Source organism: Bradyrhizobium sp. Pa8 (assembly GCF_052588265.1).
In genome coordinates this window covers 6,317,528-6,341,898 of the sequence record NZ_CP176767.1, presented here as the reverse complement: position 1 = coordinate 6,341,898, position 24,371 = coordinate 6,317,528, and the positions used below count along the sequence as shown (strand labels likewise).

The following is a 24,371-nucleotide window of genomic DNA, read 5'->3' as shown; positions in this document are numbered from 1 at the left end:
GGAAGTCTGCCCATCTTAGGAGCACGTCCCCATGCCGGGGATTTGGGAAACGCACATGACTTTCTCGCAACGCTCCCGCACTCTCTTCAAGACCCTCGCCGTCATGCTGGCGCTTGCGCTGCCGACCGCGCTGGTGATTTCGTCCGCCGACGCCCGCGTCGGTGGTGGCATGTCGTCGGGTTCGCGCGGCTCGCGCACCTATTCGGCGCCGCCTTCGACGACGACCGCGCCGGGCTCGACCTCGCAGTTCAACCGGACCTACACCCAGCCGGGTGCCGGCATGAACTCGGCTGCTGCCGCGCCCGCGCGCGGCGGCCTGTTCGGCCGCGCCGGCGGCTTCATGGGCGGCCTTGCGGCCGGCTTCCTCGGTGCCGGCCTGCTCGGCATGCTGTTCGGCGGCGGCCTGTTCGGTGGCCTCGGCGGCCTGTCGTCGATCCTGGGCCTGATCATCCAGATCGTGCTCGTGGTGGTCGTGGTGCGGCTTGCGATGTCGTGGTGGCAGCGCCGCCATACGCAGCAGGCGGCCTACGCCAATGCTGACGCAGGTAGCGGTCCGGGACCGCAGACGAATTACCGCAGCGGCCTCGGTGGCGGCGGCCTCGGTGGTGGACTTGGTGGCTTCGGCTTCGGCGCCAACAACGCACCGCTCGAGATCAAGCCTGATGACTATGAGGCATTCGAGCGCCTGCTCGGCGATGTCCAGACCGCCTGGTCGAACGAGGACGTGGCCAAGCTGCACACGCTCGCGACGCCGGAGATGGTCTCCTATCTCGAGCAGGACCTTAACCAGAACCGCGCGCGCAACGTCGTCAACAAGACCAGCAACGTGAAGCTGCTGCAGGGCGACCTCGCGGAAGCCTGGCGCGAAGGCGAGACCGAATACGCCACGGTGGCGCTGCGCTTCGCCCTCACCGACAAGACGCTGGACCGCAACAGCGGTACGGTTGTCGCCGGCAGCGAGCAGCCGGGCGAGGCCACCGAGATCTGGACCTTTGCCCGCCGTCCGGGCAGCGGCTGGGAATTGTCGGCGATCCAGCAGACCAACTGATCGTACGCAGATTAAAGACAAGGGCGTCGTGCTTCGGCACGGCGCCCTTTTTCTTTGAGCCGCTTATATCCTGATACGGCCGACCATTTGCGCGAAGCACTTAATTGCTTGTTGGCCGCGCAGAGCTCCCGCAATTTCGCGCCTGCCGGTTAGAGAGGGAGATATTCGGTGAGTCAGTCTGTCGCGCGCTCCAGGACAAATCACGAAACCATTGCCAGGAATTCGTCCCTGCCGCTGAAGGCGATCGAAACGGCGTATGACCGGATCGAGGCCGAGCGCGACCGCAATTGCTGGATCTATCTCCGCCCGCGCGAGGAGGCGCTCGAGGCATGCCGTAAGCTCGTGGCGCGCGCGCGGACAGGCGAAAATCTTCCGCTGCTCGGCATTCCCTTCGGTGTGAAGGACAATATCGATGTCGAGGGAATGCCGACCACTGCGGCATGCCCGGCGTTCAGCTACACGCCCTGGCATTCCGCGCACAGCGTCGAACGCCTCACCGCGGCCGGCGCCATCTGCCTCGGAAAGACCAATCTCGATCAGTTCGCCACAGGCCTGTCCGGCGCGCGTTCGCCCTATGGCCCCTGCGCGTCGGTTGCCGATGCGCGTTATATTGCGGGCGGTTCCAGTTCCGGGTCCGCGGTCGCCGTCGCGGCCGGGCACGTCGCGTTCGCGCTCGGCACCGATACCGGCGGGTCCGGCCGCATACCTGCCGGCTTCAACAACATCGTCGGAATCAAGCCAACCGTTGGGCTGGTGTCATCACGCGGGCTGGTGCCGAATTGCCCGACGATCGATTGCGTCTCGGTGTTCTGCAACACCGTCAGCGACGGCGAGGCGATCATCGAAATCATCGAAGGGTTCGATTTCGAAGATCCCTACAGCCGCTTGCCCAGGGCCTTTTCTTTCGCCACAGGGACGGTGCCATCCTTCCGGCTCGGCCGCATCGCGTCCGCCGATCTCGAATGCTTCGGCATGCCGGAGTGCGGCGAGCTCTATGAGCGTGCCTGCGAGCGTTTCACGCAGATCGGGGGAACGGCGATCGAGGTGGACTTCGCGCCGTTCCGCCGGGCCGGGGAGTTGATGTTCAGCGGGCCCTGGGTCGCGGAGCGGCACTCGGCTATCGCTTCGCTTATAGACATCGATTCCGGCTCCCTGCTTGATGTCACGAGGACCGTGCTGGGCTCGGCCGCCGGCTATTCAGCGATCGACACGTTTGGTGCCATTCACCGGTTGCACCGGCTTCGCCGCGACGCCGAGGCGATCTTTGCGGGTATCGATGCGCTGGTGGTCCCGACCGCACCGCGGCCGTTCACGCTGGAGGAGATGGATCGCGATCCGATCACCCTCAACAATCGGCTCGGCTACTACTCGTACTTTGCCAATCTGCTCGATCTCTGCGGCGTGGCGGTTCCGAACGCGACATTGCCGAACGGCATGCCCATGGGCGTGACCCTTCTGGCGCCGGCCTGGCATGATCGCGCGCTGATCGGACTGGCGCGGCGGTTCGAGGCCAGTGCAGGCCGAGCGGCGTTCGAATTGAAGTCTGGCGGCTGAAGGGCGGAATTTATTCCATCTCTTGCCCGAGCGTCGAAAGATCCAGGATCGAAATCACGGATCTGTCGTACCTGATCACACCTTCCTCCTGGAGCCGTGCGAGCTGTACTGTCACCCATTGGCGGGTGGATCCGATAAGATTGGCGAGATCGCCGTGGGTAAACGGCATCCCGATGACGATCTCGCCGTCGCGCTTCACGCCGTAGACGTGCGACAGGAAGATCAACAGGCTATGCAGCCGCATGCCAAGGGTGCGGTGATTGCCAAGGACGTTGCCGACCTGCACGGCGCGGCCAATAATCTCACCAAGCAGACCGCACTCAGCGAGAAGGGCGAGGTCATCAACGGCGCCGGCGACACGCCGAACCGGCACGATATCCTCACGGGATCGCAACCGGACGGCAGCGCTTTTGCCGCGGGTGACGACAAGACCTGCAGGAACTGGACGTCGAGCGCGCAGGGCGCGGCGGTCGTCGGCCATGCCGATCGTAAGGGCCTGCGCGACGACGAGCCGTCAAAGTCCTGGAACAGCTCTCACCCCTCGCGCGGTCCTGACGGCGGCTGCTCGCAGGCCGATCTGAAGAGCACCGGCGGCGACGGCCTGCTGTATTGTTTCGCGGCGAATTGAGTTAGGGCGCGCAGCTGTCTCCCCGCGTCATTGCGAGCGTAGCGAAGCAATCCAGACTGTCTCCGCGGAAAGATTCTGGATTGCTTCGCTGCGCTCGCAATGACGGAGTATGTGGTGCTGCCGTTCCGCATCGCTCTCACGGAACCTTCGGCCACATGCTACATTGGTCCGACCGCTTCCACGCTCACGGACCCCTCCCATGAAATACGAGCTCTATTACTGGCCCGAGATCCAGGGCCGCGGCGAATATGTGCGGCTGGCGCTGGAGGAGGCGGGGGCGGCTTATGTCGACGTCGCGCGGGGGGCGCGCGGCACAGCTGCGATGATGAAGATGATGGACGCGCATGGCGGCACGCCGCCCTTCGCGCCGCCGTTCCTGAAAGCGGGCAAGCTCGTCATCGGCCAGACCGCCAACATCCTGCTCTATCTCGGCGCCCGTCATGGGCTCGCGCCGAAGACGGAAGAGGGGAAACTCTGGGTGCACCAGCTTCAGCTCACCATCACCGATCTCGTGGTCGAGATCCACGACACCCATCATCCGCTCGGGCCTTCGATGTACTATGAAGACCAGAAGCCGCCGGCGAAGAAGCGCACCGCCGATTTCTGGAGCGAGCGCGTGCCGAAATATCTCGGCTATTTCGAGGAGCTCCTCGCGGGCAATGGCGGCGCCTATGTCACCGGTCGCAGGCTGACTTACGTCGATCTCTCGCTGTTCCAGATCGTCGATGGGCTGCGCTACGCCTTTCCCAAACGCATGAAGTCGTTCGAGGCCGACATTCCCGGCCTCGTCGGCCTGCATGACCGCATCGCCGCGCGGCCGAACATCAAGTCCTATCTTGCGAGCGCGCGCCGGATCCCCTTCAACGAACAGGGCATCTTCCGCCGTTATCGCGAGCTCGATCATTAGCCGGTCCGGACGGAGGCTGGCGGCAGCCCGCGTTCGGGACCGGCCGTTTCGAGCGCGATCAATCGCCCGAACGCGTCGTGGCTCCGAGCGGCGCTAAAGGCCTCGGAGCCACTCGATCGTCTGAAGAGTCGGAAACGAGAGCGAGATCGGGCTCGTCGGGGCAGGGGGCTTGCAGAACATCGTCGCGTCTCCCGTTGTGGCGCGAGGTTCCCTCTAGCGAGGTTCGGTTGCGGCGAAGTCAGTCGATCGGAGGAGAGAGAACGCTTTTCAGTGCCGAGGGGGGTGATGCGCCCTCACCACACGCCGGGCAGCAGGCGGTAGCGCACGCGCGTCATATAGTCGGAATAGCCCGGCAGGCCCTCGCGCAGCGTGCGCTCCTCGATGCCGATGCGGATCGCAAACAAGACGAGGATGACCGGCACCATCACCAGGCCCCACCTCGAGCCCAGCAGCAGTGGCACGCCGGCGAAGAACAGGATCATGCCGCTGTACATGGGATGGCGCACTTGCGCGTAAGGCCCCGTCGAGACCACGCGTTGTGCGCGTTCGGCCTGGAGCTTCACCACGGGCGCGGCGAACGAGTTCTCGCGGAACACCCACAGGATGAACAGCGTCGAGAGGACGAACAGCACGAGACCGAGCGCCTGCAACGCAACCGGCATGTCGGAGAATTGCGTGCGCCGGTCGAGCCCCATTGCGGCCAGCCAGGCCAGCATCGCAATGACGAAGACGGCCATGAAGGCCTTGTCGGCGGCGGGCTGGTCCTTTTGCAGGACCGGCCGCAGACGTTCGGCGAGCAGCGCCGGATCGACCCGATAAAGCCACCAGCCGCAGAGCGGGCCGAGCAGGGCGCAGGTGGCGAGGAAGACCCAGGCCGAAGGCCAGTGCAAAGTCCCGGCGCAAGCGAACAGCAGCGCGCCCATCGCGACGGTGGTGATCGTGTTCTGCAACAGCAGTTTTGCGATCATGCGCAGGTTCCAGAGTAGCCGCGCACGATATTGGTCCCGCTATCCGGCGAAGATGCGGCCGGACACGCGAAAAGCCCGATCGACCGGATCGGGCGTTTCATCTTTGACCGGCCCTGATCAGGCGAGCTGATCGATCCGCGTGCCCTGACCCGGCGGCAGCGGCGCGGGCGGCGGCGGCTTGTAGGTCGGGTCGTTGTCCTTGGTCTTCTGGTCGTCCTGCTGCTTGGTCGTGTCGTAGCTCGGCACCACGATCGCGATCGGCGGCGGCGCAACGGTAGAGACGCTCATCCACAAATCCTCACAGATGGAATCAATCGACCCTGCGCCGCGAGGAGCGAAGCTTCCGTCAAGCCAATCGTTAAAATGTGAGGGAGTTGGTGCGGTGGGATGCCGTCCTTGGTCCCGCGAGTGCACGATTTGAGAGGACCGCGGCCCTCTCCCCGTCATTGCGAGCGCAGCGAAGCAATCCAGAATCCCACCGCGGAAAGACTCTGGATTGCTTCGCGGAGCCTGTCATCGGGCCGCGCTTCGCGCGGACCGATTGGCTCGCAATGACGGAGCATGTGGCGACAGCGCGCGTCACGTGGACACTGCGTGCGAGGAGAAAGCGAGTGCCGCCTATTCGTCCTTGCCGCGCGTGATCGCGATTGACGCATCCGTCTTGGTGCGGGTGCATTCCATGTTGAGCCGTCGGTAGCGCATGACGACCTTGTCGCCGCGCAACAGTCCCATCCGCTTCAGGCAGCGCGTCGCGCCCGTCGTGGTGTCGTCCTTCGTGACGGTGAAGACGATCGCCGCCATCGAACCCACCAGCGCCAAGAACTCCGGCGTGGGCTTGCGATCGCCCTTGGCATAGAGCTCGATGGAATATCTGTCGCCGCGGCAACCCACGGACAGCTCTTTGGCCGCCGGGTGCGAGAGGTAGACGGTGTTGGCGGCCCGGAAATTCACCTTGAGGCGCTCGACCTGGTTCGCCAGCTCCTTGGCGCTGTCATCGCAGCGATCCGCGCGGGCAGGCGAGGCGAGGGTCACAAGGCCGGTGATGGCGGCGGCGACCAGGATCGCGCCGCGGACGTTCAGTTTGAAAATCATGATGAAAAGCCCCTTAGGCCGCGCATTCAACCTTCGTCGCGCGCCGAGCGCAAGGGGTGCACCCAGAGCCTGCCGGGGACGGTCATCGCCAGTTTGCGCCCGGCCGACGGCAACCAAAAAGGGCCGTCGTGACGCCGAATCGGGATGCCTCGGCCGCGCCAGAACGCCTTCCATTCGCGGCAAAAAAGCTTAGAACGCTTCTACGCTTAGAGGCCCGCGAGGGCTCCAAAACCCCGAGATTTGCCCATGAACGCTCCCACCGCCTTCCCCGATCCCGCAAAACCCGTTCCGCCCTACAAGCACACCCCGCTGTTCCCGCTGGGCAAGGACGAGACGCCCTACAAGAAGATCACGGCCGAGGGTATCAGGGTCGAGAAGGTCCTGGGGAAGGACATGCTGGTGGTGTCGCGCGAGGCGCTGCGGGCGCTGTCGGAGGCGGCCTTCGGCGACATCAACCACTATCTGCGCCCCGGCCATCTGAAGCAGCTCCGCGCGATCCTGGAGGACGGCGAGGCGAGCCCGAACGACAAGTTCGTCGCGCTGGACTTCCTGAAGAATGCCAACATCGCGGCCGGCGGCGTGCTGCCGATGTGCCAGGACACCGGCACCGCGATCATCATGGGCAAGAAGGGCTGCAACGTCATCACCGACGGTGACGACGAGGCGGCGCTGTCGGAAGGCGCGCGCGACGCTTACCTGCGCCGCAATCTGCGCTACTCGCAGGTCGCGCCCTTGTCGATGTACGAGGAGAAGAACACCGCCAACAACATGCCGGCGCAGTGCGAGATCTACGCCGAGGGCGACGACGCCTACAAGTTCATGTTCATGGCGAAGGGCGGCGGCTCTGCCAATAAAAGCTTCCTGTTCCAGGCCACGCCCTCGGTGCTGACCAAGGACCGGCTGCTCGCCTTCCTGAAGGAGAAGATCCTGACGCTGGGCACCGCGGCGTGCCCGCCCTATCACCTCGCCATCGTGATCGGCGGCACCTCGGCCGAGCTGTGCATGAAGACGGTGAAGCTCGCCTCCGCCCGCTATCTCGACGCGCTGCCGACCCACGGCTCGCCCGACGGCAACGCCTTCCGCGACGTCGAGATGGAGCAGGAAATCCACAAGATGACGCAGTCGCTCGGCGTCGGTGCGCAGTTCGGTGGAAAGTATTTCTGCCACGACGTGCGCGTGATCCGCATGCCGCGCCACGGCGCCTCGCTGCCGATCGGGCTCGGCGTATCCTGCTCGGCCGACCGCCAGGTGCTCGGCAAGATCACCAAAGACGGCGTCTATCTGGAGGAGCTCGAGCACAACCCGGCGCAGTATCTGCCGCAGGTCGAGCAGTCGCTCGGCGGCGAGGTCGTCAAGATCGACCTCAACCAGCCGATGAAGGATATCCTGGCGACGTTCTCGAAGTACCCGACCAAGACGCGGGTCTCGATGACCGGCACCATGATCGTCGCGCGCGATAGCGCGCACGCCAAGCTGCGCGAGCGCCTCGAGAGGGGCGAGCCGCTGCCGGATTATTTCAAGAACCATCCGGTCTACTACGCTGGTCCCGCCAAGACGCCCGAGGGCTACGCCTCCGGCGCGTTCGGCCCGACCACCGCGGGCCGCATGGATTCCTTCGTCGACCAGTTCCAGGCCGCCGGCGGTTCGATGGTGATGGTGGCGAAGGGCAACCGCGCGCCTGCCGTGCGCGAGGCCTGCAAGAAGTATGGCGGCTTCTATCTCGGCTCGATCGGCGGTGCGGCGGCGAACCTCGCCGAGCACTGCATCAAGAAGGTCGAGGTGCTCGAATATCCCGAGCTCGGTATGGAAGCGATCTGGCGTATCGAAGTCGTCGACTTCTCGGCGTTCATCATCATCGATGACAAGGGGAACGACTTCTTCAAGGAGCTGAATTTGGGCTGACGAGGTGTTCCCCGGACGCTGCGCAGCACGAAGTGATGCGCTGCAGATCCGGGGTCCAGGTGGCGGCATGGGACCCGGCTCTGCGGAGCAGCGCTACGCGCTGCACCGCGTCCGGGACACGAGAGCGGTGTTAGCCCGCTCTATTTCCCTAACTACAGTTCGTAACCTGGTTCGAGCACAGCGAGCGCCACCAGCCGCGGACGCCGTCTGCGCTCTCGACCAGACTCCAGATCCCGCTGCAGGCAAAGATGCGCTTCGGGCCGCCGTCGGTGTCGATTTCGCCGCCGAGCTCGCGCTGGGCCGGCATCCATTTCGCATCGACGAACGGCGCCTGGAAAAGTCCGCCCATGCGCGTGGCGCCGTTGGCATAGGACGCGCCGACCTTGTTGGAGGCGACCCAGCCGCGCCCCGCATAGGGTTTTGGCGCGCTGCGCGGATATCTCTTCTCGTCCTCGTAATCCTTGCCCGGCGGCTTGGCGCCTTCGATCAGGAACCAGCCGTCCTTGAAGCCGATGATACGGAATTCGGTGAGCCATCCTCCATCGGGCGTGTTCTCGGCGCCGCCGAGCTTTAACCGATAGGGCGGCGGCAGCGTGCCGAGCACGCGCGCCTTCACCGAGAGCTCGGCGCGCACATTGAGGCCGTTCAAGTCCTTGTCGATGGACCAGGCGCCGAGATCGCAGGGCTCGGTGCCGTCGGGCAGCGTTGCGCGCCTGGCGGCGAGATCGGCGTGGAGCTTTGCGAAATCGGTATCGTCGTTGTCAGGATCCGGCCCGCTGCGCGGCTTCAGCTCGGCCGAGACCGCGCGCGTCGCATCCGGCGTCAGCGTGACGACAAGGGCCTGGCGCGCAGCGAACACGCTTGCCGGTGTCTTCGGATCGTTCGACGAGGCCGGATAGACGGCGAGATAGCCGGTCGATCCTTCGGTCCGGTAGGCCGTGCCGGCGACATAGCCAGCCGGCACCATGGCGAGCGCGCTTGCGCGCCACGCCGGTTCGGTTTCATCCGCGCGCGCCGCTTGCGTCGCGACACACAGGATCGTTGCCGCGATGAGACGGAGCACGCGCACGGTTCGCAACGAGCCTATACGCGCGCGCCCGTGAACGGAAAACTGCCCATCGGGCCGATGCCCATCTCGCCGCTCATGCTGTCGCCGGACACCGTTCCGATGAACTCGAGCGTCAACGGCATCGGATTGGTGATCGAGACTTTCCAGTTGACGGCGTCGCCGCTGATGGTGCCGTCGAAGATCTCGGCCGAATTGCCGTCGGCGCCCTGCGTTCCGGTCAGTGTGCCGCCGGAGCTCAGCAAGGTCAGCGTGGCCTTGCGCTCGCCCATGGGCGTCGTCATGGTCAGAGTCCAGTTGCCGTCCACGGCCATTCGTGTCTCCCAACTTTTTCCCGGCGCCTGCGACAATCCGCAAGGTGAGCCAGGAACGCCTATAACCTAACTCGGGGGACGTGCCTAACGCTCTCTTTGACGCGCCCTTAAGCGCGGGCTGCGCGAATGCGGCCGCCGACGAGCAGGCGGAAGGCCACGTACTGGATCGCAAACGCGGCGATCTTCGCGCCGATCAGGACCACCGAAACATAGAAGGCCCACAGCTTCATGTCCCCCGTCATGGCGACGGCGACGGTGCCCGCGGCGAGTACGAACATCAGCGTTGCCCAGGCATAGCCCGCGACGGTGACATATTCCGGAATAGTCTCGGTCACGATCGCCGGCAGGTAGCGCAGCATCCAGCCCCGCTTGAGCATGATGAAGCCGATCGCGACGTGCCCGATCGCCGGCTTTGCCAGCACGAAGCGCGGATCGTGGGTGAGCAGCGTTGCGCCACCGAGCACGATGACGAGGCCGAGGCTCGCCCAGGTCATGTAGCCCAGCGTCTGGCCCTTGATCCGCGACCAGACCACCTGGCCGATGGCGCCGAGGATCGCGACTGCGGTCGCGAGGATGACGTTGTCGGTCGCGAGATAGATTGCCAGGAAGACGATGGTGGAGAGGAAATCAGAGACGAGCCGGCGGAATACGTCTTTCATCGTCTGTCCTGTCTTCAATGGGTGTGGGGCAGCGCGGCGGCGGGCGCAGCATATTTGATCTGGCGATACTCGGGATACCATTTTGTGAAGTAGATCGCGCTGTTGCGGGCGGCGAAGGCGACCGCGAGGCCCGACCAGAGCGGCAGGCCGGGGACGTAGAGCAGCGCGATGTTGGCGGCCATCATCAACAGCGCGGCGGCGGTCCAGGCGCCGGTGATGACGTAGTTGGCGGTGAGGAAGCCGGGCATCGCCGCCGTCTCGGCCGGGACGGTTTCAACCGCATATTGCAGCGTGAACGGGTGGCGGACCAGCATCGAGCCGAGCGAGATGGCGAAGATGCCGATGTCGACCGACAGCTTGACGCCCAGCGTGCCGAGCTTCGGGTCGATCAGCGCGAGGTAGAGACCGATTGCGGCGAACACGATCGCCGAGCCCATCGCCAGGATCTTCACGGAACGGCCGCGCGCGACATCGACCGTGATGGTGGCGAGGCAGATCGCAGACGCGGCGAACACGCTGATCGTGGCCGAGGTCACCAGCATCAGGAAAGTGTAGGCGCCGTAGGGCGCGAGGATCAGGAAAATCGCCATGAGCCGCCTCGGTCTGGCTAATCTTTACGATGTAAAGATACGTAAATCAGGAGCGGTGCCGGGTCAAGCGAAATCTTTACAGTGTCAAAATAACATAGGTAACTTCCAAAAAGTGAAGGGCGGCAATGGCTTGGTCGGACGCCTCTTCGGCGAATTCCGCCCAGGGCAGGCGTGACAGGATCGGCAGCGCGGCGGCGAGCAGGAGGCCGACCGAGAGCAAGATGCCGCCGTTGAAGATGACATGGCCGCTCCGTCGCAGCCGGATCATCCGGAGTGCGAGCGCGGCGCAGGCCAGGGCGAGGACGGCAAGGCAACCTGCGGTGATCGAGGGCATGTACATGCGAGGCCTCTTTGGTGACATCCGCGATGTCATTCCGGGGCTCGCGACTTCGTCGCGCCCCGGAATGACAAGAGTTACTGCGCGGCCACCCAATTGCCGTGAAAGCCGTCGGGCACGCGGTGGCCGAGCTGCACCAGCGCAACGGGGCCGGCTTCGACATCGGTGGCGTTGAACACGGCGAGGTCGCTGCGGTTTTCGCGCGCACGCCAGACTACGGCGAGCAGCCAGCCATCGCCTTCCGCCGCATCCTTCGATCGCTCGACGAACACCGGCTCGGAGATGGTATCGCCGGCCGGCAGCAGATAATGACCGAGCCGTCTGCCGTTGCCGTCAACATGTACGATGCCCGATAGCGCGCCGAACATCGGCAGCCGCGGATTGGCGCAGGCGTACCAGCCGTGATGGCTTTTCAATCCGGCGCGGCGGTCGTCGATGCGGGGGAATTCGCCCGTGAGATCGTCGAGATAGGTCTGCTGAAAGCGGTCGGTCTTCCCTGAGAGATCGAACGTCCAGCGGCAATGGCGAGCGCGTGATTTCTCCGGATCCGTCGGCCGGCCATCGGGATGCGGAAACAGTGGCGCTTCCTCGAACTGCATGACGTCGGCGATGATGCGGTTGCCGTCCTCCCACGCATTCATGATGTGGAAGACGTAGCAGGCTTCACCGCGGAACCAGACGATGTCCTTGGCGGTGCCGTTGCGCTTCATCACGCCGACATAGGCGCCCTTGTCCGGCTCCCAGGCATAAGGCGGCCGTCCGCTCATCGCGCGCTCCATGCTGCCGGTGATCGGGAGGATCGGAAACAGCACATGGTTCTCGGTGACGATGAAGTCGTGCACCATGCTGGCATAGGGCGCTTCGAAACGTTCGAAGCGCGTCGCCTTGCCGGCGGCATCGATCGATCCGTAGGAGAGGGCTGATGTCAGCGGGCCCGCGGCGCTGTAGCCGAAGAACACGAGTTCGCCGGTGACCGGATCGACCTTCGGGTGCGCTGTGAAACTGCCGGCGACGCGGCCCTGGTAGTTGTGATAGCCGCGCGTCGCCAGCGTGCCCGGCTCGATCTCGGTCGGCAGATGCGCTTCTTCCAGCGCCAAAAGCTTGCCGGCATGGAAGATGATGTTGGTGTTGGCGACGCCGCCGTCGGTGAGGTTTTGCGGGGCATCCGGCAGCTTGCGGCCGAAGCCGCCGAACAAGGCGCGGCCTGCATCGTGCTCGGCCAGCCATTTCGGGGTGCGGACCCAGCGGTTGCGGTAGCTGGCGCGGCCGTTTTCCAGGTGGAAGGCGTGCAGCATGCCGTCGCCGACGAACCAGTGCGCACCGGGCGCATCGAACTGCGGATTGGGACCGTTGCGATAGAGCACGCCGTTCAGATCGCGCGGCAATTCCCCGACGATTTTCAGGAAGGGCGCGTCGGCCTCGAACGGAATCGGCGCGATATTGTTGCGGCGCTCGGTGACGGCGTCATGCTGCACGGCGTATCCCTCCCTATCTTTACATCGTAAAGATCGAATAATGCCGATCGCCGGATTCGTCAAGTGAAATCTTTACACTGTCAATATTGCGTCATATAGCTTGCAAATGGCCAAGAGCGACACCAAGAGCGAAACAGCGCGCAAGCCGCGTACCCCGAGCAAAACATCGTCGGCCGCGAGCGCGCAGGCGCGTTCCGCACGCCGTCCGGCAGTAGCGAAGACGGAGACGCCGTATCATCACGGCGCCCTGCGCGAGGCGCTGCTCCAGGCCGCCGAACGGGTGCTGGAGCGCGACGGGCTGTCCGGCCTGACGTTGCGCGCAGTGGCGCGTGAGGCGGGCGTCTCGCATGCCGCGCCGACCCATCATTTCGGCGATCTCACCGGCCTGCTCAGCGAGCTCGCGGCCGTCGGCTTCCGCCAGTTCAACGCGGCGATGGCCTCGTCCTGCGACGCCGCCACGACGCCACTGGAGCGCGCGCTGGCGCGGCCGAAGGCCTATGTCGCCTATGCGCAGGCCCATCCCGGCATGTACGGCATCATGTTCCGCACCGAACGACTGGACTATTCCAGGCCCTCGCTGCACGAGGCGGCCGAGGCCTCCTTCGCCGGCCTCGCCAATGCCATCGGAATGATGCGGCAGGAGCAGATCAGCGAAGATTCGCTGACGCTGAACCAGGGCGCCGCGATCGCGCGCGCATGGTCGATGGTGCACGGCTTCACCATGCTGCTGCTCGACGGCCGTCTCGAAGATATTTTGGGGCGGCTGCCCGAGGGGACGACGGCCGAACAGTTGCTCGAGGCGATGCTGACGGCGCCCATCACGGGGAAATTGCCCGGCCCCTGATCATCAGGGGCGAACGCAACCCTTGCCGTTGTCGGGCGTTGACGCCGCATGGCAAGAACACCCCGCGCACCCTGGAAACGCGCCAACTCGCGTAAACGCGCGGGCAAGGCGTCAAAGCATCTCACGCCTGCGCAGAAATCGGCGGCGAAGGCGCGCGCCCGCCGGGCCGGGCGCCGCTATCCCAACCTCGTGGACAACATGCGCATGGCAGCCAAGAAGACTTCGAAGGCGAAGAAGTCAGCGAAGAAGAAATCAGCAAAGAAGACCCGCAAGCGTGCGGCGAAGGAGACGGCAAAATCCTCGCGCAAGCGCAGTGCATCGGTACGGGAAAAGGATCCGCGCGGCGGCCTGACCGCAGCGGGCCGCAAGGCTTTTGCGCGCAAGCAGGGGGCTCGCTTGCGGCCCGGCGTCACCAAGAAAGCATCCGAGATGACTCCGCAGGAGATGCGGCGCAAGGGAAGCTGGGCGGTGCGCTTCTATGGCCGCGCAAAATTGCCACCGCTCGTTGACGCCAAGGGGCAGCCGACCCGCCACGCATTGTCGGCCCATGCCTGGGGCGAGCCTGTCCCGAAGACAGTCGCGGCGGCACGGCGCGTTGCGGCGAAGGGAGAGCGTCTGCTGGCGCGTTATCGGCGCACCAAGGCGAGAGGCTAGCGCATTGTCGTGAGTTCGACCGCGCGTCCACGCGTGCCGACAATCTTCACCTCGTCCTTGCCGCAAGTGAAGCCGCGGGCCAAATCGTCGGCCGCCTTGCGCGCGAGCTCATTGGCGGTGGGGTTGGCGATGGCATCGACATAGGCCACGTGGCAGACCGGCCCCGGCGGCAGCCGCGTCACGACGAGCATGGCCTTGGTGTTCGGCCGTCCCTGCTTGTCGGGATCGGTGCTATCGGCGATGTGCCAGCGCTGGATCATGGCAAACGGCTTCGTGCCCGCGCTACGCCATTCGACGGTGGCCTCCGATGAATTGAACGGCGCGAACCAGACTTTTGCCGCCGGTTCCTCCGCTGCGGCCTTGCGGTTGCGGCCGACCGAGACGATTTCGCGCAGATCATCCTCGGCGATCAGCACGATCAGGCCGTTTTTTCCCGGGCAGACCCGCGTGGTGCTGCCGTCGAGCTCGCTGGGCTTGCCGATCTGGCGGCAGTCTTTTGGCGCTGTGGAGGAGTAGGTGCTGCCCATGGACTGGGCGACGACGTGACCCGCGCTCAGGCAAGTCAGCAGCACGGTCAGGCAAAGGAACGCGATACGCTTCATGACGACGCCTCGATACAGAGGGAACTCGCTCCATCAGACGTCTTCATTGTGGGCAAGGTTCAAACAAAGGCGAGATGTACCTGACAGCGGCGCGGAATCGTTCTAGAAGGGCGGCTTCGCTTGAGGCATCGGGCCTCATTCGCGTCCTCATTTCTCTCGATCATGCCAGCCATCGCTCCCAGCAAATCCTATCGTGTCGGCCGTTCCAAGACCGGACTCGGCCTCTTCGCCACCATGCCGATCAAGAAGGGCACCCGGATCATCCGTTATTTCGGACCGATCCTGGACTCGCGGATTCCCGCGCATGACGAAATCGAGAACAAGTACCTGTTCGAGCTCAACGGCCGCTGGACCATCGACGGCTCGGTGCGCAAGAACCTCGCCCGCTACATCAACCATTCCTGCCGCCCCAACGCCGAGTCCGACGTCCGGCCGCGCGAGCGCAAGGTCTTCATCCGCGCCATCAGGAACATCGAGCCGGGCGACGAGATCAACTACGATTACGGCACCGACTACTTCAAAGCCTATCTGAAGCCGATCGGCTGCAAATGCCCTTCCTGCGAGGCCAAGCGCAAGAAGCTGCGCGCCGAGGCCCGCGCCGAACGCACCAAGGTGAAGGCGCGCACGGAAGCCAAGGCCAAGAAGGCGGGCGCGAAGGCCGGCAAGAAGAAGCTCAACGGCCATGCCGTTGGCAAGAAGAACGGTCGCGCGCGAGCGTAGCCATTTAGCCGTGGTGTCATGCCCCGCGAAAGCGGCGCATCCAGTACGCCGCAGCCTATCCGCATGCGTCTACTGTCTCGGAATACTGGGTCGCCCGGTCGAGCCGGGCGACGACAGCGAGTGATGTGGCCTCACGCCGCCACCACACTCCCGCTCTTTCGCAATCCCACCAATTGCAGCTCGGCAAACACGCCGGTCGCAATCGCCTGCGCCACGACCATGAGCTCGCCAGCGAGATTCGGTGACACCGCGCCCGAGAACAGCAGCGCGATGCTGCCGACCGTCCAGGCCGCGTTGCCGACCACGACCAGCAGCACGAGCGGCCTCGCCACGGAGGCGCGCGAGGCAAGCCAGCCGACCAGCGCGGTGTAGGCGATCAGGAACAGGCCGGTCTCGCGCAGCAGCGCTTCAGGCAGGTTGAACAGCGATGCGAACGCGCCCGCGCCGAAGGTGAAGCCGAGGGCGGCTACGCCGCTGAAGATGGTGTCGGCGAGAAGCGCGCGGCGCAGGAAGGTGGATGCATCGATCATCGTGGTCTCCATGCTTGGGGTAGGCTTGGGGGGGAATCTTGGGGGTGAATTCAGTGCCGTCCGCGCCACCAGGCGCGGAGCAGGCGGGCGAGGCGGAACGGGCAGAGGCTCTTGCCGACGCCGTGCTCGAAGGCTGTGACCTGCGCGACGACATAGTCGCCGGTCGAATGCACCAGCGGCTCGGGCATGTTGAGGCTGCGCGCCAGCATGCGGGTCGCGAGCGTCACGGCCCAGGGAACAAGGTGGTCTGCGATGGTCCGGTAGAGCAGCAGCGCGATCATGGTCATCTCCTGTTGCGACCGAAGATGCGCCGTGGCGGGGACCAATTCGATTACCTCGCGGGTAAAAAAATGCGCCCGTTCGCGACAGCGTTTGGCGACGTGATGCTGCCATAGCTCATGAGTTCGCGGTCTTGAGTTGTTGCTGCCAACGCATACGATTTGCCGCCGGTCGGCTTCCGCGAATGGTCAGTGCGATCTGTCCAATGATGGATTGGAGCGAGAGTTCAAGTTTTTCAATCGGTTAGAAGGCAGCGTGTGCGCGACGTGTGCACCGGGAGATCAAAGAAGATCTCAGTACAGCTAACGGGCGTGGCAGTTGGTTGAGCGTGTGTCGCTTGCTTAGCGATGCTCTTGTTGCGCAGGAGCTGCAATCGAAAATTGGAAGGCTGTAGACGCGTGGGTGACGTTGGACGGGGCAACTATCTGCAGAATGATCGGTTAAGGAATGATCGCTCTCAGCCTCCTGCAATTGCGCGATGGACGAGCGCGATGACCTCGTCGGCTTCCTGTTCGGTGCTGTCAAAGCGAGCTACGAACCGGATTACGTCCTGGCCCCGTCGCGCGAATTGCAGCCCGCTCGCTGCAAGACGGTTGATGGCCAAAGCGGGCAGGTTGATGAAAACCAGATTGGCTTCCACTGGCGCAATGAGCTGAACGTCGGGCAGCGCAGCGAGACCCGCTCCAAGACGCGCGGCCACGGTATTGGCCTTCGCCGCGAGCCGCAGATAAAGGCGATCCTCGACGTAGGCGAGCAGCTGTGCAGACGCAAAGCGCATCTTCGACGAAGTCTGGCCGGCGCGGCGAAGCCGATAGGACAGGGATTCGACGAGATCCTGGTCGAACACCACGATCGCATCCGCCGACATCGCCCCGTTCTTGGTCGCCCCGAAGGACAGTATGTCGACGCCGGCGCGCCAGGTCATGTCGGCCGGGCTGCAATCGAGCCGCGCCAGCGCGTTGGCGAGCCGGGCGCCATCCATGTGCAGCGACAGATTCCTCTCGTGGGCGATTGCTCCGATTTCGGCGATCTCGGCGAGGGGATAGATTGTTCCATATTCGCTGGCCTGAGTGATCGACACCGCATCGGGCTGGGAGCGGTTGCGAACTCCCCAGGCCGCCCGGCCCAGCGCCTCGCGCAGGCTCGACGGCTCGATCCGAAAGTTTCGGCCGGACATGGCGACGAGCTTCGCGCCGCCTGTGAAGGCTTCGGTCGCGCCGCCTTCCGCGGTGTGGATATGCGCCTCTTCGTGACAATAGATGGCGCCATAGGGGCGCGCGCAGGTCGCGAGTGACAAGGCGTTGGCCGCCGTACCGGTCGAGACCGGGAATACCGTGACATCGGTCTCGAACAGCGTCGAGAGGCGCTCATTCAACAATCTCGAATAATCGTCGTCCCCGTAAGCGGCGGCCGGGCCGCGATTGGCCTCCGCGATCGCCCGCAGGATCTCAGGACTGACCGGCGCGACATTGTCGCTGCGGAAATTCGGGAGCGTCGGGGCTGCGTCGTTCATACCGTCCTGTCCTGCCGTCATATCACGGTTGATTCCTGCTTGTTGATGCGCCGATTGATCAGGAGCAACGGGATTGCGGTGACAAGGATAAGCACCGCGGCCGCGGCGGCCGCCAGACCCGCGCCGGTGCCCTCGATGGCATGGTACATCACGACGGTCGTGGTGACCCAGCCGCTCGCATAGAGCACAATGGTCGCGCTCAACTCGGATGCCGCGGTGATCCAGACCAGCACCAGCCCGCCGACAAGGCCGCTGGCCATCAACGGCACGGTCAGGGTCGCGAAGGTTTTGCTTGGCGAGACCCCGAGATTGATCGAGGCTTCCTCGAGCGAGGGATCGAGCTGATGCACGATTGCCGACGACGACCGGATCGCGAAGGGCAGCTTGCGGACGACATAGGCGATGACCAGGATCAGCCAGCCGCCGGTCAGAATCAAGGGACCGCTGTTGAACGCGATGATGAGCCCGATCGCCAGGATCGTGCCCGAGACCGCAAACGGCACCATGCCGACGAAATCGAGCAATCCCGACAGGCGCGAGCGGTGCCGGGCCACGACATAGCCGATCGGAGCGCCGATCAGCATGGTGGCGACGGCCGCGATGCTGGCGAGCGTCAGCGTGTTGAGCAGCGGCCGATAGGAGCCCGACAATAGGGTGGCGTAATTGCCCAATCCGAACTCCCAGGTCAGGACAGGGCCGCGAAAGCGCAGGAGGGAGATCATCAATACGGCCGCGAACGGCAGCAGCGAGGCAATCACAATGCCCCAACTCACGATCGTGGCCGTGAGCCGCAGTCCCGGCGTCAGAGGCAGCTTCGCGGGCGCGCTGCGGGCATTGGTCGAAAACCTGCGCTTGCCGAGGTAGTGCCGCTGAACGAGCAGCGCGATCGCCGTGCAGGCGATCAGGAGCACGCTGAGTGCGCCCGCCGCGGCCGGATTGGCGTCAGATTCGCCGGCGAACAGCTTGAAGATGTCGACGGCCAGGAACGGCCGGTCCTCAGCCAGCACCGCTGGCACGCCGAAATTCTCCAGTGCCTCAATGAACACCAATAGTCCGCCGGCAAGGATCGCCGGCATCACGATGGGCAGCAGCACGGTGCGGATCACATAGGGCCGTGAACCGCCGAGATTGCGCGCTGCCTCCTCCATCGACGCGTCGACGGCCTGGAAGCCGGCCAGCACGGGCATGACGACGTATGGATAGAGCGTCAACGTGAACACGATGACGATGCCGGGCACGCCGTAGATCGATCCGATCGGGATGCCGATCCCGCGCAGAGCGGTGGTGACGACGCCGGCATGGCCGAACAGCAGAACAAGAGCGTAGGCGCTGACGAACGAGGGCAGGACCAGCGGCAAGGACGCAAGTGTGAGGAGGAGCGCGCGGCCCGGTATGTCGATCCGGGCAAGACAGAAGGCGAGCGGGATGCCGATCGCGCATGCGAATGCCGTCGCGAGCGCGGCGCAGAGCAGACTGTTGCCGATGCTGCCGAGATAGTAGCGGCTCTTCACAATCGCCGCATAGTTCCCAAGTGTCAGGCCGCCTGTGCCGTCGATCCGTATGCTCGCATCCAGAACGAGCGCCAAGGGGTAGAGCAGAAACACCGCGAGCAGAACCAGGGCCGCCAGCGTCACGATGGTGGCAAAGCGTTTCATGGCGCCGGATACGCCGTGATCTGGGCAGGGTCATAAGCAAGGGTAAGCGGCGCGCCGGGCAAGAGATCGAGCGCCTGGCCGCCGAGCGCCGAGATCCGAATCTGGGTGCCGTCCGGCAGGGTTGCGTGGAGGCGTTGTACCGGGCCGAGAAATTCACGCAGCGCCAGACGCGCATGCACAAGCGAGCCACCGGAACCGTCTCCCAGCCGCAGGGCCTCCGGCCTGACCGACAGCAACACCGGTGCCCCCGGCGCTGCGACCTCACCTCTGACTGAGAACTCCGTTCCGGCTGCCGCGACATTGGTGTTGCGGCCGTCGAAAGCTCCAGCGATGCCCGGCACCATATTGGTCGAACCGAGGAACTCGGCGACGAAGGCGGTCTGCGGCATCCGATAGATGCGTTCGGGCGTGTCCACTTGCTCGATCTTGCCGTGACGCAAGACGGCGATGCGATCGGAGATGGCAAGGGCCTCCTCCTGATCGTGCGTCACGTAGATCGCGGTCAAACCGAGCGCCTGCTGCAGCTGCCGGACCTCGATCCGCATTTCGGTGCGCAGCTGCGCATCGAGGTTGGAGAGGGGCTCGTCGAACAGGAGCACGGCAGGTTCGATCACGAGCGCGCGGGCGATTGCCACGCGTTGCAGCTGACCGCCCGAGAGCTGGTGTGGCGAGCGTGGACCGTAACCTGCAAGGCGCACCCGCTCGAGCGCCTTATCGACGCGCGATGCGATCTCGGCAGCCGGGACCTTCCTGGCCTTCAGCCCGTAGGCCACGTTTCCGGCGACGGTATGGTTCGGGAAGATCGCGTAGTTCTGAAACACCATGCCGGTGTCGCGGCGATGCGCGGGCAGAGCATCGATGCGCCGGTCGTCGAAGCAAATGGAGCCGGATTCGATATCGACGAAGCCTGCGATCATGCGCAGCAACGTCGTCTTCCCGCAGCCTGACGGCCCAAGCAGCGTGAACAGCTCGCCATGCCTGATGTCGAGCGAGATGTCGTCCACGGCCCGCACCGCGCCGAAGGTGCGGGTCAGGTTTTCAATCCGGATCCCGGTCATCGGATCAGCGCGTGTTCTGGATCGTGGTCTTCAGCCGCGCGAGGGTGTCGCGACGGGCCGCTTCCCATTTGGTGTCGTCATAGGGCAGCACCTTGACCGCCGAGAACGGCAGCATCCCCGGTGCGACTGCCTCGAGCTCGATATCCTGACGGGCAGGGCGCCGGAACGTCGCCTTCAGCAACATCTCCTGGACTTCCTTGCTGGCCAGATAGTCGACCAGCCGTTTGGCAGGCTCGGGGTTCGGTCCGCCTTTCAGGATGGCCGCGCCCTCGACGCCCGCATAGGTGCCCTCGGCTGGATAGGCGACGCTCACCGGCGCACCGTTATGGGCCCACAGGAAGCCGGCATATTCGAGCGTGATACCAAGCGGATATTCGCCGCTGCCGATCCCGTCGAAGACCTGGGTCGAGCGGTTGAGCACCTTCGCATTCGCAAGCAGCCCGTCCATCTTGGTCCAGGCTGCGTCGTCCGCGCCCCACAGCGAGAGAAGCGTGGTCGCGGCCGCATATGAGAAGCCGGAATTGGCAGGGTCGGTAAAGGCGAGCTTGCCTTTCCATTTCGGATCGAGGAGGTCAGCCCAGGCTTTGGGCCCGCTGGCCTTGTCGATCGCCTTGGTGTTCTGGCCGATCACAACGACCTGGATGTTGGTGCCCAGCCAAAGGTCGTTTGGATCGCGAAATTGCGCCGGCACGGCTTCGCGGCCCTTCGCCGCGTAAGCCTGAAGGTGCGGGCTCGCCAGCCGCAGCAGCGTCGCACTGACGCCCCAGATCACGTCGCCCTGCGGATTGGCGGCCTCGGACGCGACGCGGCGCACCAGCACACCTGATCCGGTCGAGACCACGTCGACCTTGATTCCGGTCGCCTTGGCGAAGCCTTCGGCGACAAGCTTGTTCACGGTGTCGTCGTTGGCCGAATAGAGCACGACGTTCTGCTGGGCCGAGGCCAGCTCGGCCGCGAACAGCGATGCCGCGAGCGTCACGACTCGGGCGAGGATGGAGGCAGGAGATCTCATCGTGGTTCGCCCTCGTGGGTTCAGCGATTGCTCATGCGTTTGCGGCGAGGTACTCGGTGGCAGCCTTGAGCCCGGCGCCGGGTTCGATCGGCAGGCCGAGCTTCGTGAGTGCGTCCTCGAGATGCAGAAGGTCGGTCAGAATGGTCCCCGCGCTCAAAGCACCCATCGTGCCAAACCGGATGACACGGCCGGAGAGACGGTTGCGGGCGCCCGCGATCACCGTGCGGTGATCCTGGTAGAGCTGCCGCACGATGGCTCCGCCTTCGAGCCCGTCGGGGACCTTGAAAACCACGACTGTGTTCGAGCGTGGCTCATCGCGGCAAAAATCTGCGAGTCCGATCGCCGCGCCGCCCGCGCGCAGCGCGGCCGAGAGCTTCTTGTGGCGCGCGAGCACATTGCCGAAGCCTTCCTCATGCATCATCGTCAGGGCCTCACGCAGGCCATAGATGAGGCTCACCGGTGCCGTGAATGCGGTCTCGTTCTGCTCTGCGGATTTCAGCGCGCGACGGAAATCCCAATAGAAGGTCGATCGCCGCTCGTCCTGCCCGATCACGTGCCACGCCTTGGCGCTCACGCTGGCAAGTGCGAGGCCGGGCGGGCACATCAAGGCTTTCTGCGATGCCGAGACCACGATGTCGACGCCCCATTCGTCCTGCCGCATCTCGATGCCGCCGAGACCGCTGACGGAATCTGCGATCAGCAGCGTTGGCCGGTCGCGCACGAGTGCGCCAAGCGCCGCGAGATCGGCCACGATCCCGGTCGAGCTCTCATTGTGCACGACGACGACGGCTCGATAGGGGTGCTCGCGCAACCGAGCCTCCACCGTGGCGACATCGATCGTCTGGCCCCATTCGATCGCGACCGTGTCGACGGTGATGTTCATGGCCTTGGCGATGGTGGTGAAACGCTCACCAAACTGGCCATGCTCGATCACGAGGATCCGATGGCCCGGTCCGGCCACGTTGACGAGCGCAGCCTCCATAACGCCGGTTCCGGAGCTGGCGAAGAACAGGACGCGGTTCGTCGTGCCTAAAATCGGGCGGATCATCTCCTCCGCCTCGCCGATTGCAGTCCGGCATTCGGGTCCGCGATGGTTGACCATCACCCGAGCCATCGCCTGCCGCAGCCGCTCGGGCACTTCGGTTGGACCGGGAAGCCGAAGACGGTATCCCGTCGAAGCAATGGCGCTCGGAGTGTCTGTGATCGTCATAGCTTGAAGTCACCGTTCTGACGCATGTAGGGAACGAGGCCGCCCGCGCGCAGGATCGCCCGCATGATCGGCGGCAGCGGCTCCGGGCTGAGCGTCTCGCCGCTGCGTTCGTTGCGGATCGCGCCGGTGCCGTCGGAGATCAGGATGTCGCCCTCGCAAATCCCGCCGGTATCGCAGACGAGCGGCAGCAGGCCGTTGTTGATGGCGTTGCGGTAATAGGTGCGCGAGAAGCTTCGGGCCAGCACCGCCGGAATGCCGGCGCCGAGTACTGTCGTGACGGCGACTTCCATGGCCGAGCCGCAACCGAAATTCTTGCCCGCCACCAGGATGTCTCCGGGTTGCACAGAAGCTGCAAAGGTCGGATCGACATGCTCGAACAGGAATTGCCTGAGAACGGCGGGGTCGAGGCTCTCTCGCTTGCGGGTCGAGCTGATGATGGAGTCGGTGTTGACGTCGTCGCCGACCAGTCGCGCGCGTCCTCGCAGGGCTGTCATCGTGACACCTCGCGAGGATCGGTTACGACACCGCGGGTCGCGGCGGCTGCGCAAGCTGCCGGGGAGGCGAGGTAGATCGATGCCTTGGCGTTGCCCATGCGGCCTTTGAAGTTGCGGTTGGCGGTCGAGATCACCGAAACCCCGTCGCCGGGGATCACCCCGCAGGTCCCGCAGCAGGAGCCGCAGCCCGGCTCGACCACGGTGGCGCCGAAGCCGACCAGGGCGTCGAGCGTGCCATCGGCCGCCATGGCGTCGCGGACCTCGCGCGATGCCGGCGTGACCACGAGCTGCACGCCGGGCGCGACGCCTCCACCCGCCTCGAGCACGGCGAGGGCCTGATGGAAGTCGCGTAACCTGCCGCCGGTGCAGGTGCCGAGATAGACCATCTGTACCGGCGTGCCGGCCGCATCCTCGAGCGCCACGACCTGATCCACCAGATGCGGCAACGCGATCTGCGGCGTGAGGGCATCAAGCGCGATCTCCACGGTCCGGCTGTAGTGCGCATCCGGATCCGCTGCGATCGGTTCGAAAGCCTGGCCGGTGCGGCCCTGCAGATAGGCGACGGTTTCAGCATCGGCCGGGAAGATGCCGGTCTTCGCGCCCATCTCGACCGCAAGATTGCTCAGGACGAGGCGGTCCTCCAGCGCGAGCGTGGCGACACCCGGTCCTGCGAATTCGAGTGCCTGATAGGCGGCACCGTCAGCGCCGAGCACGCCCGCGAGGGCCAGTGCGATATCCTTCGCATAGACGCCGCTCGGCAGTTGTCCGGTCAGGACGACGCGGATCGAATCCGGCACGCGCAGCCAGATCCGGCCACACAGCATGACCGCGGCGAGATCGGACGAGCCGATCCCGGTCGCAAAGCAATTCAGTGCCCCGTATGTCACGGCATGGCTGTCGGCTCCGACGACCAAACCACCCGGCAGAGCGCGGCCGTTCTCTACGATCAGCTGGTGGCCGATTCCTTCGCCGGCCTCATGCAGTGTGATGCCGAACCGCTTGGCAAAGTCTCGCATGAGGTGGTGTAGTTCGATCGTCTTCGGGCTCGTCGCCGGGACGTAATGGTCGAGTGCAAAGACCAATCGGTTGGGATCGCGTGCGCTTTCCCCGCCCATCGCCTTGAAATAATCGAGCGCCATCGGGACCGAACCGTCGGTGCCGAGCGCGCAATCGACCTCGCAGACCACGAGGTCCCCGGCGTGCGCATCCTGCCCGGATTTTCGAGCGAGGATCTTCTCGGAGATCGTGCGCCCGGCCATC

The 24,371-nt window shown here is 64.8% G+C and carries 27 protein-coding genes and 1 pseudogene; 8 read left to right on the top strand and 20 right to left on the bottom strand.

The annotated features are described in order from the left end of the window. The first annotated feature begins 31 nt into the window (after positions 1 to 31). Positions 32 to 1,048, top strand: a complete 1,017-nt coding sequence (locus ACKWRH_RS30155) for a Tim44 domain-containing protein (protein ID WP_445216469.1) — start codon at positions 32 to 34, stop codon at positions 1,046 to 1,048. 168 nt (positions 1,049 to 1,216) lie between these two features. Beyond that, a complete protein-coding gene (atzF, locus tag ACKWRH_RS30150) occupies positions 1,217 to 2,602 on the top strand; it encodes an allophanate hydrolase (protein WP_445216468.1) in 1,386 nt (461 codons plus the stop codon). A gap of 10 nt (positions 2,603 to 2,612) precedes the next feature. On the opposite strand, the gene ACKWRH_RS30145 is transcribed toward atzF, so the two are convergent. Beyond that, on the bottom strand, positions 2,613 to 2,840 hold the full coding sequence (locus ACKWRH_RS30145) for a helix-turn-helix domain-containing protein (RefSeq protein ID WP_445222495.1): 228 nt from the start codon (positions 2,838 to 2,840) through the stop codon (positions 2,613 to 2,615). 3 nt (positions 2,841 to 2,843) lie between these two features. Between ACKWRH_RS30145 and ACKWRH_RS30140 the strand changes: the two are divergent. Continuing rightward, a pseudogene (locus ACKWRH_RS30140) lies at positions 2,844 to 3,230 on the top strand (lectin); the annotation flags it as partial. Between the two features lie 199 nt (positions 3,231 to 3,429). After that, positions 3,430 to 4,137 carry a glutathione S-transferase gene (locus tag ACKWRH_RS30135; protein WP_445216467.1) on the top strand — a complete coding sequence of 236 codons (708 nt, stop codon included), beginning with the start codon at positions 3,430 to 3,432 and terminating at the stop codon, positions 4,135 to 4,137. 293 nt (positions 4,138 to 4,430) lie between these two features. Here ACKWRH_RS30135 and ACKWRH_RS30130 read toward each other — a convergent pair whose 3' ends face one another. The 3 genes from ACKWRH_RS30130 to ACKWRH_RS30120 form a co-directional block, all read right to left on the bottom strand. Further along, positions 4,431 to 5,105, bottom strand: coding sequence for a methyltransferase family protein (locus tag ACKWRH_RS30130; protein ID WP_445216466.1), 675 nt, complete (start codon positions 5,103 to 5,105; stop codon positions 4,431 to 4,433). A gap of 117 nt (positions 5,106 to 5,222) precedes the next feature. Continuing rightward, positions 5,223 to 5,393: a hypothetical protein gene (locus tag ACKWRH_RS30125; protein ID WP_014494035.1), complete on the bottom strand. Its 171-nt coding sequence runs from the start codon at positions 5,391 to 5,393 to the stop codon at positions 5,223 to 5,225. Positions 5,394 to 5,723: 330 nt separating this feature from the next. Next, entirely contained in the window at positions 5,724 to 6,197 is a 474-nt protein-coding gene (locus tag ACKWRH_RS30120; protein WP_445216465.1) for a hypothetical protein, read from the bottom strand. A 246-nt stretch (positions 6,198 to 6,443) separates the two neighbouring features. On the opposite strand from ACKWRH_RS30120, the gene ACKWRH_RS30115 reads away from it, so the two are divergent. Then, the gene (locus tag ACKWRH_RS30115) at positions 6,444 to 8,099 is read left to right on the top strand and encodes a fumarate hydratase (RefSeq protein WP_445216464.1); all 1,656 of its coding nucleotides are present in this window, start codon (positions 6,444 to 6,446) and stop codon (positions 8,097 to 8,099) included. Positions 8,100 to 8,247: 148 nt separating this feature from the next. Here the strand turns inward: ACKWRH_RS30115 and ACKWRH_RS30110 are convergent, their stop codons facing one another. The 6 genes from ACKWRH_RS30110 to ACKWRH_RS30085 form a co-directional block, all read right to left on the bottom strand. Next, on the bottom strand, positions 8,248 to 9,168 hold the full coding sequence (locus ACKWRH_RS30110; RefSeq protein WP_445216463.1) for an SH3 domain-containing protein: 921 nt from the start codon (positions 9,166 to 9,168) through the stop codon (positions 8,248 to 8,250). A gap of 14 nt (positions 9,169 to 9,182) precedes the next feature. Next, complete coding sequence (locus tag ACKWRH_RS30105; RefSeq protein WP_445216462.1) at positions 9,183 to 9,479, bottom strand: hypothetical protein; 297 nt, start codon at positions 9,477 to 9,479, stop codon at positions 9,183 to 9,185. Between the two features lie 107 nt (positions 9,480 to 9,586). Further along, complete coding sequence (locus ACKWRH_RS30100; RefSeq protein WP_445216461.1) at positions 9,587 to 10,138, bottom strand: inner membrane-spanning protein YciB; 552 nt, start codon at positions 10,136 to 10,138, stop codon at positions 9,587 to 9,589. Positions 10,139 to 10,152: 14 nt separating this feature from the next. After that, complete coding sequence (locus tag ACKWRH_RS30095; RefSeq protein ID WP_445216460.1) at positions 10,153 to 10,728, bottom strand: hypothetical protein; 576 nt, start codon at positions 10,726 to 10,728, stop codon at positions 10,153 to 10,155. 76 nt (positions 10,729 to 10,804) lie between these two features. After that, entirely contained in the window at positions 10,805 to 11,068 is a 264-nt protein-coding gene (locus ACKWRH_RS30090; RefSeq protein ID WP_445216459.1) for a hypothetical protein, read from the bottom strand. Between the two features lie 74 nt (positions 11,069 to 11,142). Further along, a complete protein-coding gene (locus ACKWRH_RS30085; RefSeq protein WP_445216458.1) occupies positions 11,143 to 12,540 on the bottom strand; it encodes a carotenoid oxygenase family protein in 1,398 nt (465 codons plus the stop codon). A 106-nt stretch (positions 12,541 to 12,646) separates the two neighbouring features. Between ACKWRH_RS30085 and ACKWRH_RS30080 the strand changes: the two genes are divergently transcribed. Next, positions 12,647 to 13,384, top strand: coding sequence for a TetR/AcrR family transcriptional regulator (locus ACKWRH_RS30080; RefSeq protein ID WP_445216457.1), 738 nt, complete (start codon positions 12,647 to 12,649; stop codon positions 13,382 to 13,384). Positions 13,385 to 13,432: 48 nt separating this feature from the next. Then, positions 13,433 to 14,038, top strand: a complete 606-nt coding sequence (locus ACKWRH_RS30075; protein WP_445216456.1) for a DUF6321 domain-containing protein — start codon at positions 13,433 to 13,435, stop codon at positions 14,036 to 14,038. Here ACKWRH_RS30075 and ACKWRH_RS30070 read toward each other — a convergent pair. Further along, positions 14,035 to 14,640 (bottom strand): hypothetical protein, encoded by a 606-nt coding sequence (locus ACKWRH_RS30070; RefSeq protein WP_445216455.1) that lies wholly within the window; start codon positions 14,638 to 14,640, stop codon positions 14,035 to 14,037. The two genes, ACKWRH_RS30075 and ACKWRH_RS30070, sit on opposite strands and share 4 nt — an antisense overlap. A 162-nt stretch (positions 14,641 to 14,802) precedes the next feature. Between ACKWRH_RS30070 and ACKWRH_RS30065 the strand changes: the two genes are divergently transcribed. Continuing rightward, entirely contained in the window at positions 14,803 to 15,360 is a 558-nt protein-coding gene (locus ACKWRH_RS30065; protein ID WP_445216454.1) for an SET domain-containing protein, read from the top strand. 131 nt (positions 15,361 to 15,491) lie between these two features. Here ACKWRH_RS30065 and ACKWRH_RS30060 read toward each other — a convergent pair whose 3' ends face one another. From ACKWRH_RS30060 to ACKWRH_RS30020, 9 genes are all read right to left on the bottom strand, one after another. After that, complete coding sequence (locus tag ACKWRH_RS30060; protein WP_445216453.1) at positions 15,492 to 15,890, bottom strand: hypothetical protein; 399 nt, start codon at positions 15,888 to 15,890, stop codon at positions 15,492 to 15,494. 50 nt (positions 15,891 to 15,940) lie between these two features. Further along, positions 15,941 to 16,171 (bottom strand): hypothetical protein, encoded by a 231-nt coding sequence (locus tag ACKWRH_RS30055; RefSeq protein ID WP_175618045.1) that lies wholly within the window; start codon positions 16,169 to 16,171, stop codon positions 15,941 to 15,943. 455 nt (positions 16,172 to 16,626) lie between these two features. Further along, on the bottom strand, positions 16,627 to 17,682 hold the full coding sequence (locus tag ACKWRH_RS30050; protein WP_445216452.1) for a threonine aldolase family protein: 1,056 nt from the start codon (positions 17,680 to 17,682) through the stop codon (positions 16,627 to 16,629). A gap of 17 nt (positions 17,683 to 17,699) precedes the next feature. Further along, positions 17,700 to 19,337, bottom strand: a complete 1,638-nt coding sequence (locus tag ACKWRH_RS30045) for an ABC transporter permease (RefSeq protein ID WP_354114848.1) — start codon at positions 19,335 to 19,337, stop codon at positions 17,700 to 17,702. Next, positions 19,334 to 20,395, bottom strand: a complete 1,062-nt coding sequence (locus ACKWRH_RS30040; RefSeq protein WP_445216451.1) for an ABC transporter ATP-binding protein — start codon at positions 20,393 to 20,395, stop codon at positions 19,334 to 19,336. The genes ACKWRH_RS30045 and ACKWRH_RS30040 overlap by 4 nt, the downstream gene beginning before the upstream one ends. Before the next feature lie 4 nt (positions 20,396 to 20,399). Further along, positions 20,400 to 21,407 (bottom strand): extracellular solute-binding protein, encoded by a 1,008-nt coding sequence (locus tag ACKWRH_RS30035; RefSeq protein WP_354114846.1) that lies wholly within the window; start codon positions 21,405 to 21,407, stop codon positions 20,400 to 20,402. A gap of 31 nt (positions 21,408 to 21,438) precedes the next feature. After that, positions 21,439 to 22,617 carry a pyridoxal-phosphate-dependent aminotransferase family protein gene (locus ACKWRH_RS30030; protein WP_445216450.1) on the bottom strand — a complete coding sequence of 393 codons (1,179 nt, stop codon included), beginning with the start codon at positions 22,615 to 22,617 and terminating at the stop codon, positions 21,439 to 21,441. Further along, positions 22,614 to 23,111 (bottom strand): LeuD/DmdB family oxidoreductase small subunit, encoded by a 498-nt coding sequence (locus ACKWRH_RS30025; protein ID WP_445216449.1) that lies wholly within the window; start codon positions 23,109 to 23,111, stop codon positions 22,614 to 22,616. The genes ACKWRH_RS30030 and ACKWRH_RS30025 overlap by 4 nt, the downstream gene beginning before the upstream one ends. Further along, positions 23,108 to 24,370, bottom strand: a complete 1,263-nt coding sequence (locus ACKWRH_RS30020; protein ID WP_445216448.1) for a 3-isopropylmalate dehydratase large subunit — start codon at positions 24,368 to 24,370, stop codon at positions 23,108 to 23,110. The genes ACKWRH_RS30025 and ACKWRH_RS30020 overlap by 4 nt, the downstream gene beginning before the upstream one ends. Between the last annotated feature and the right edge of the window lies 1 nt (position 24,371).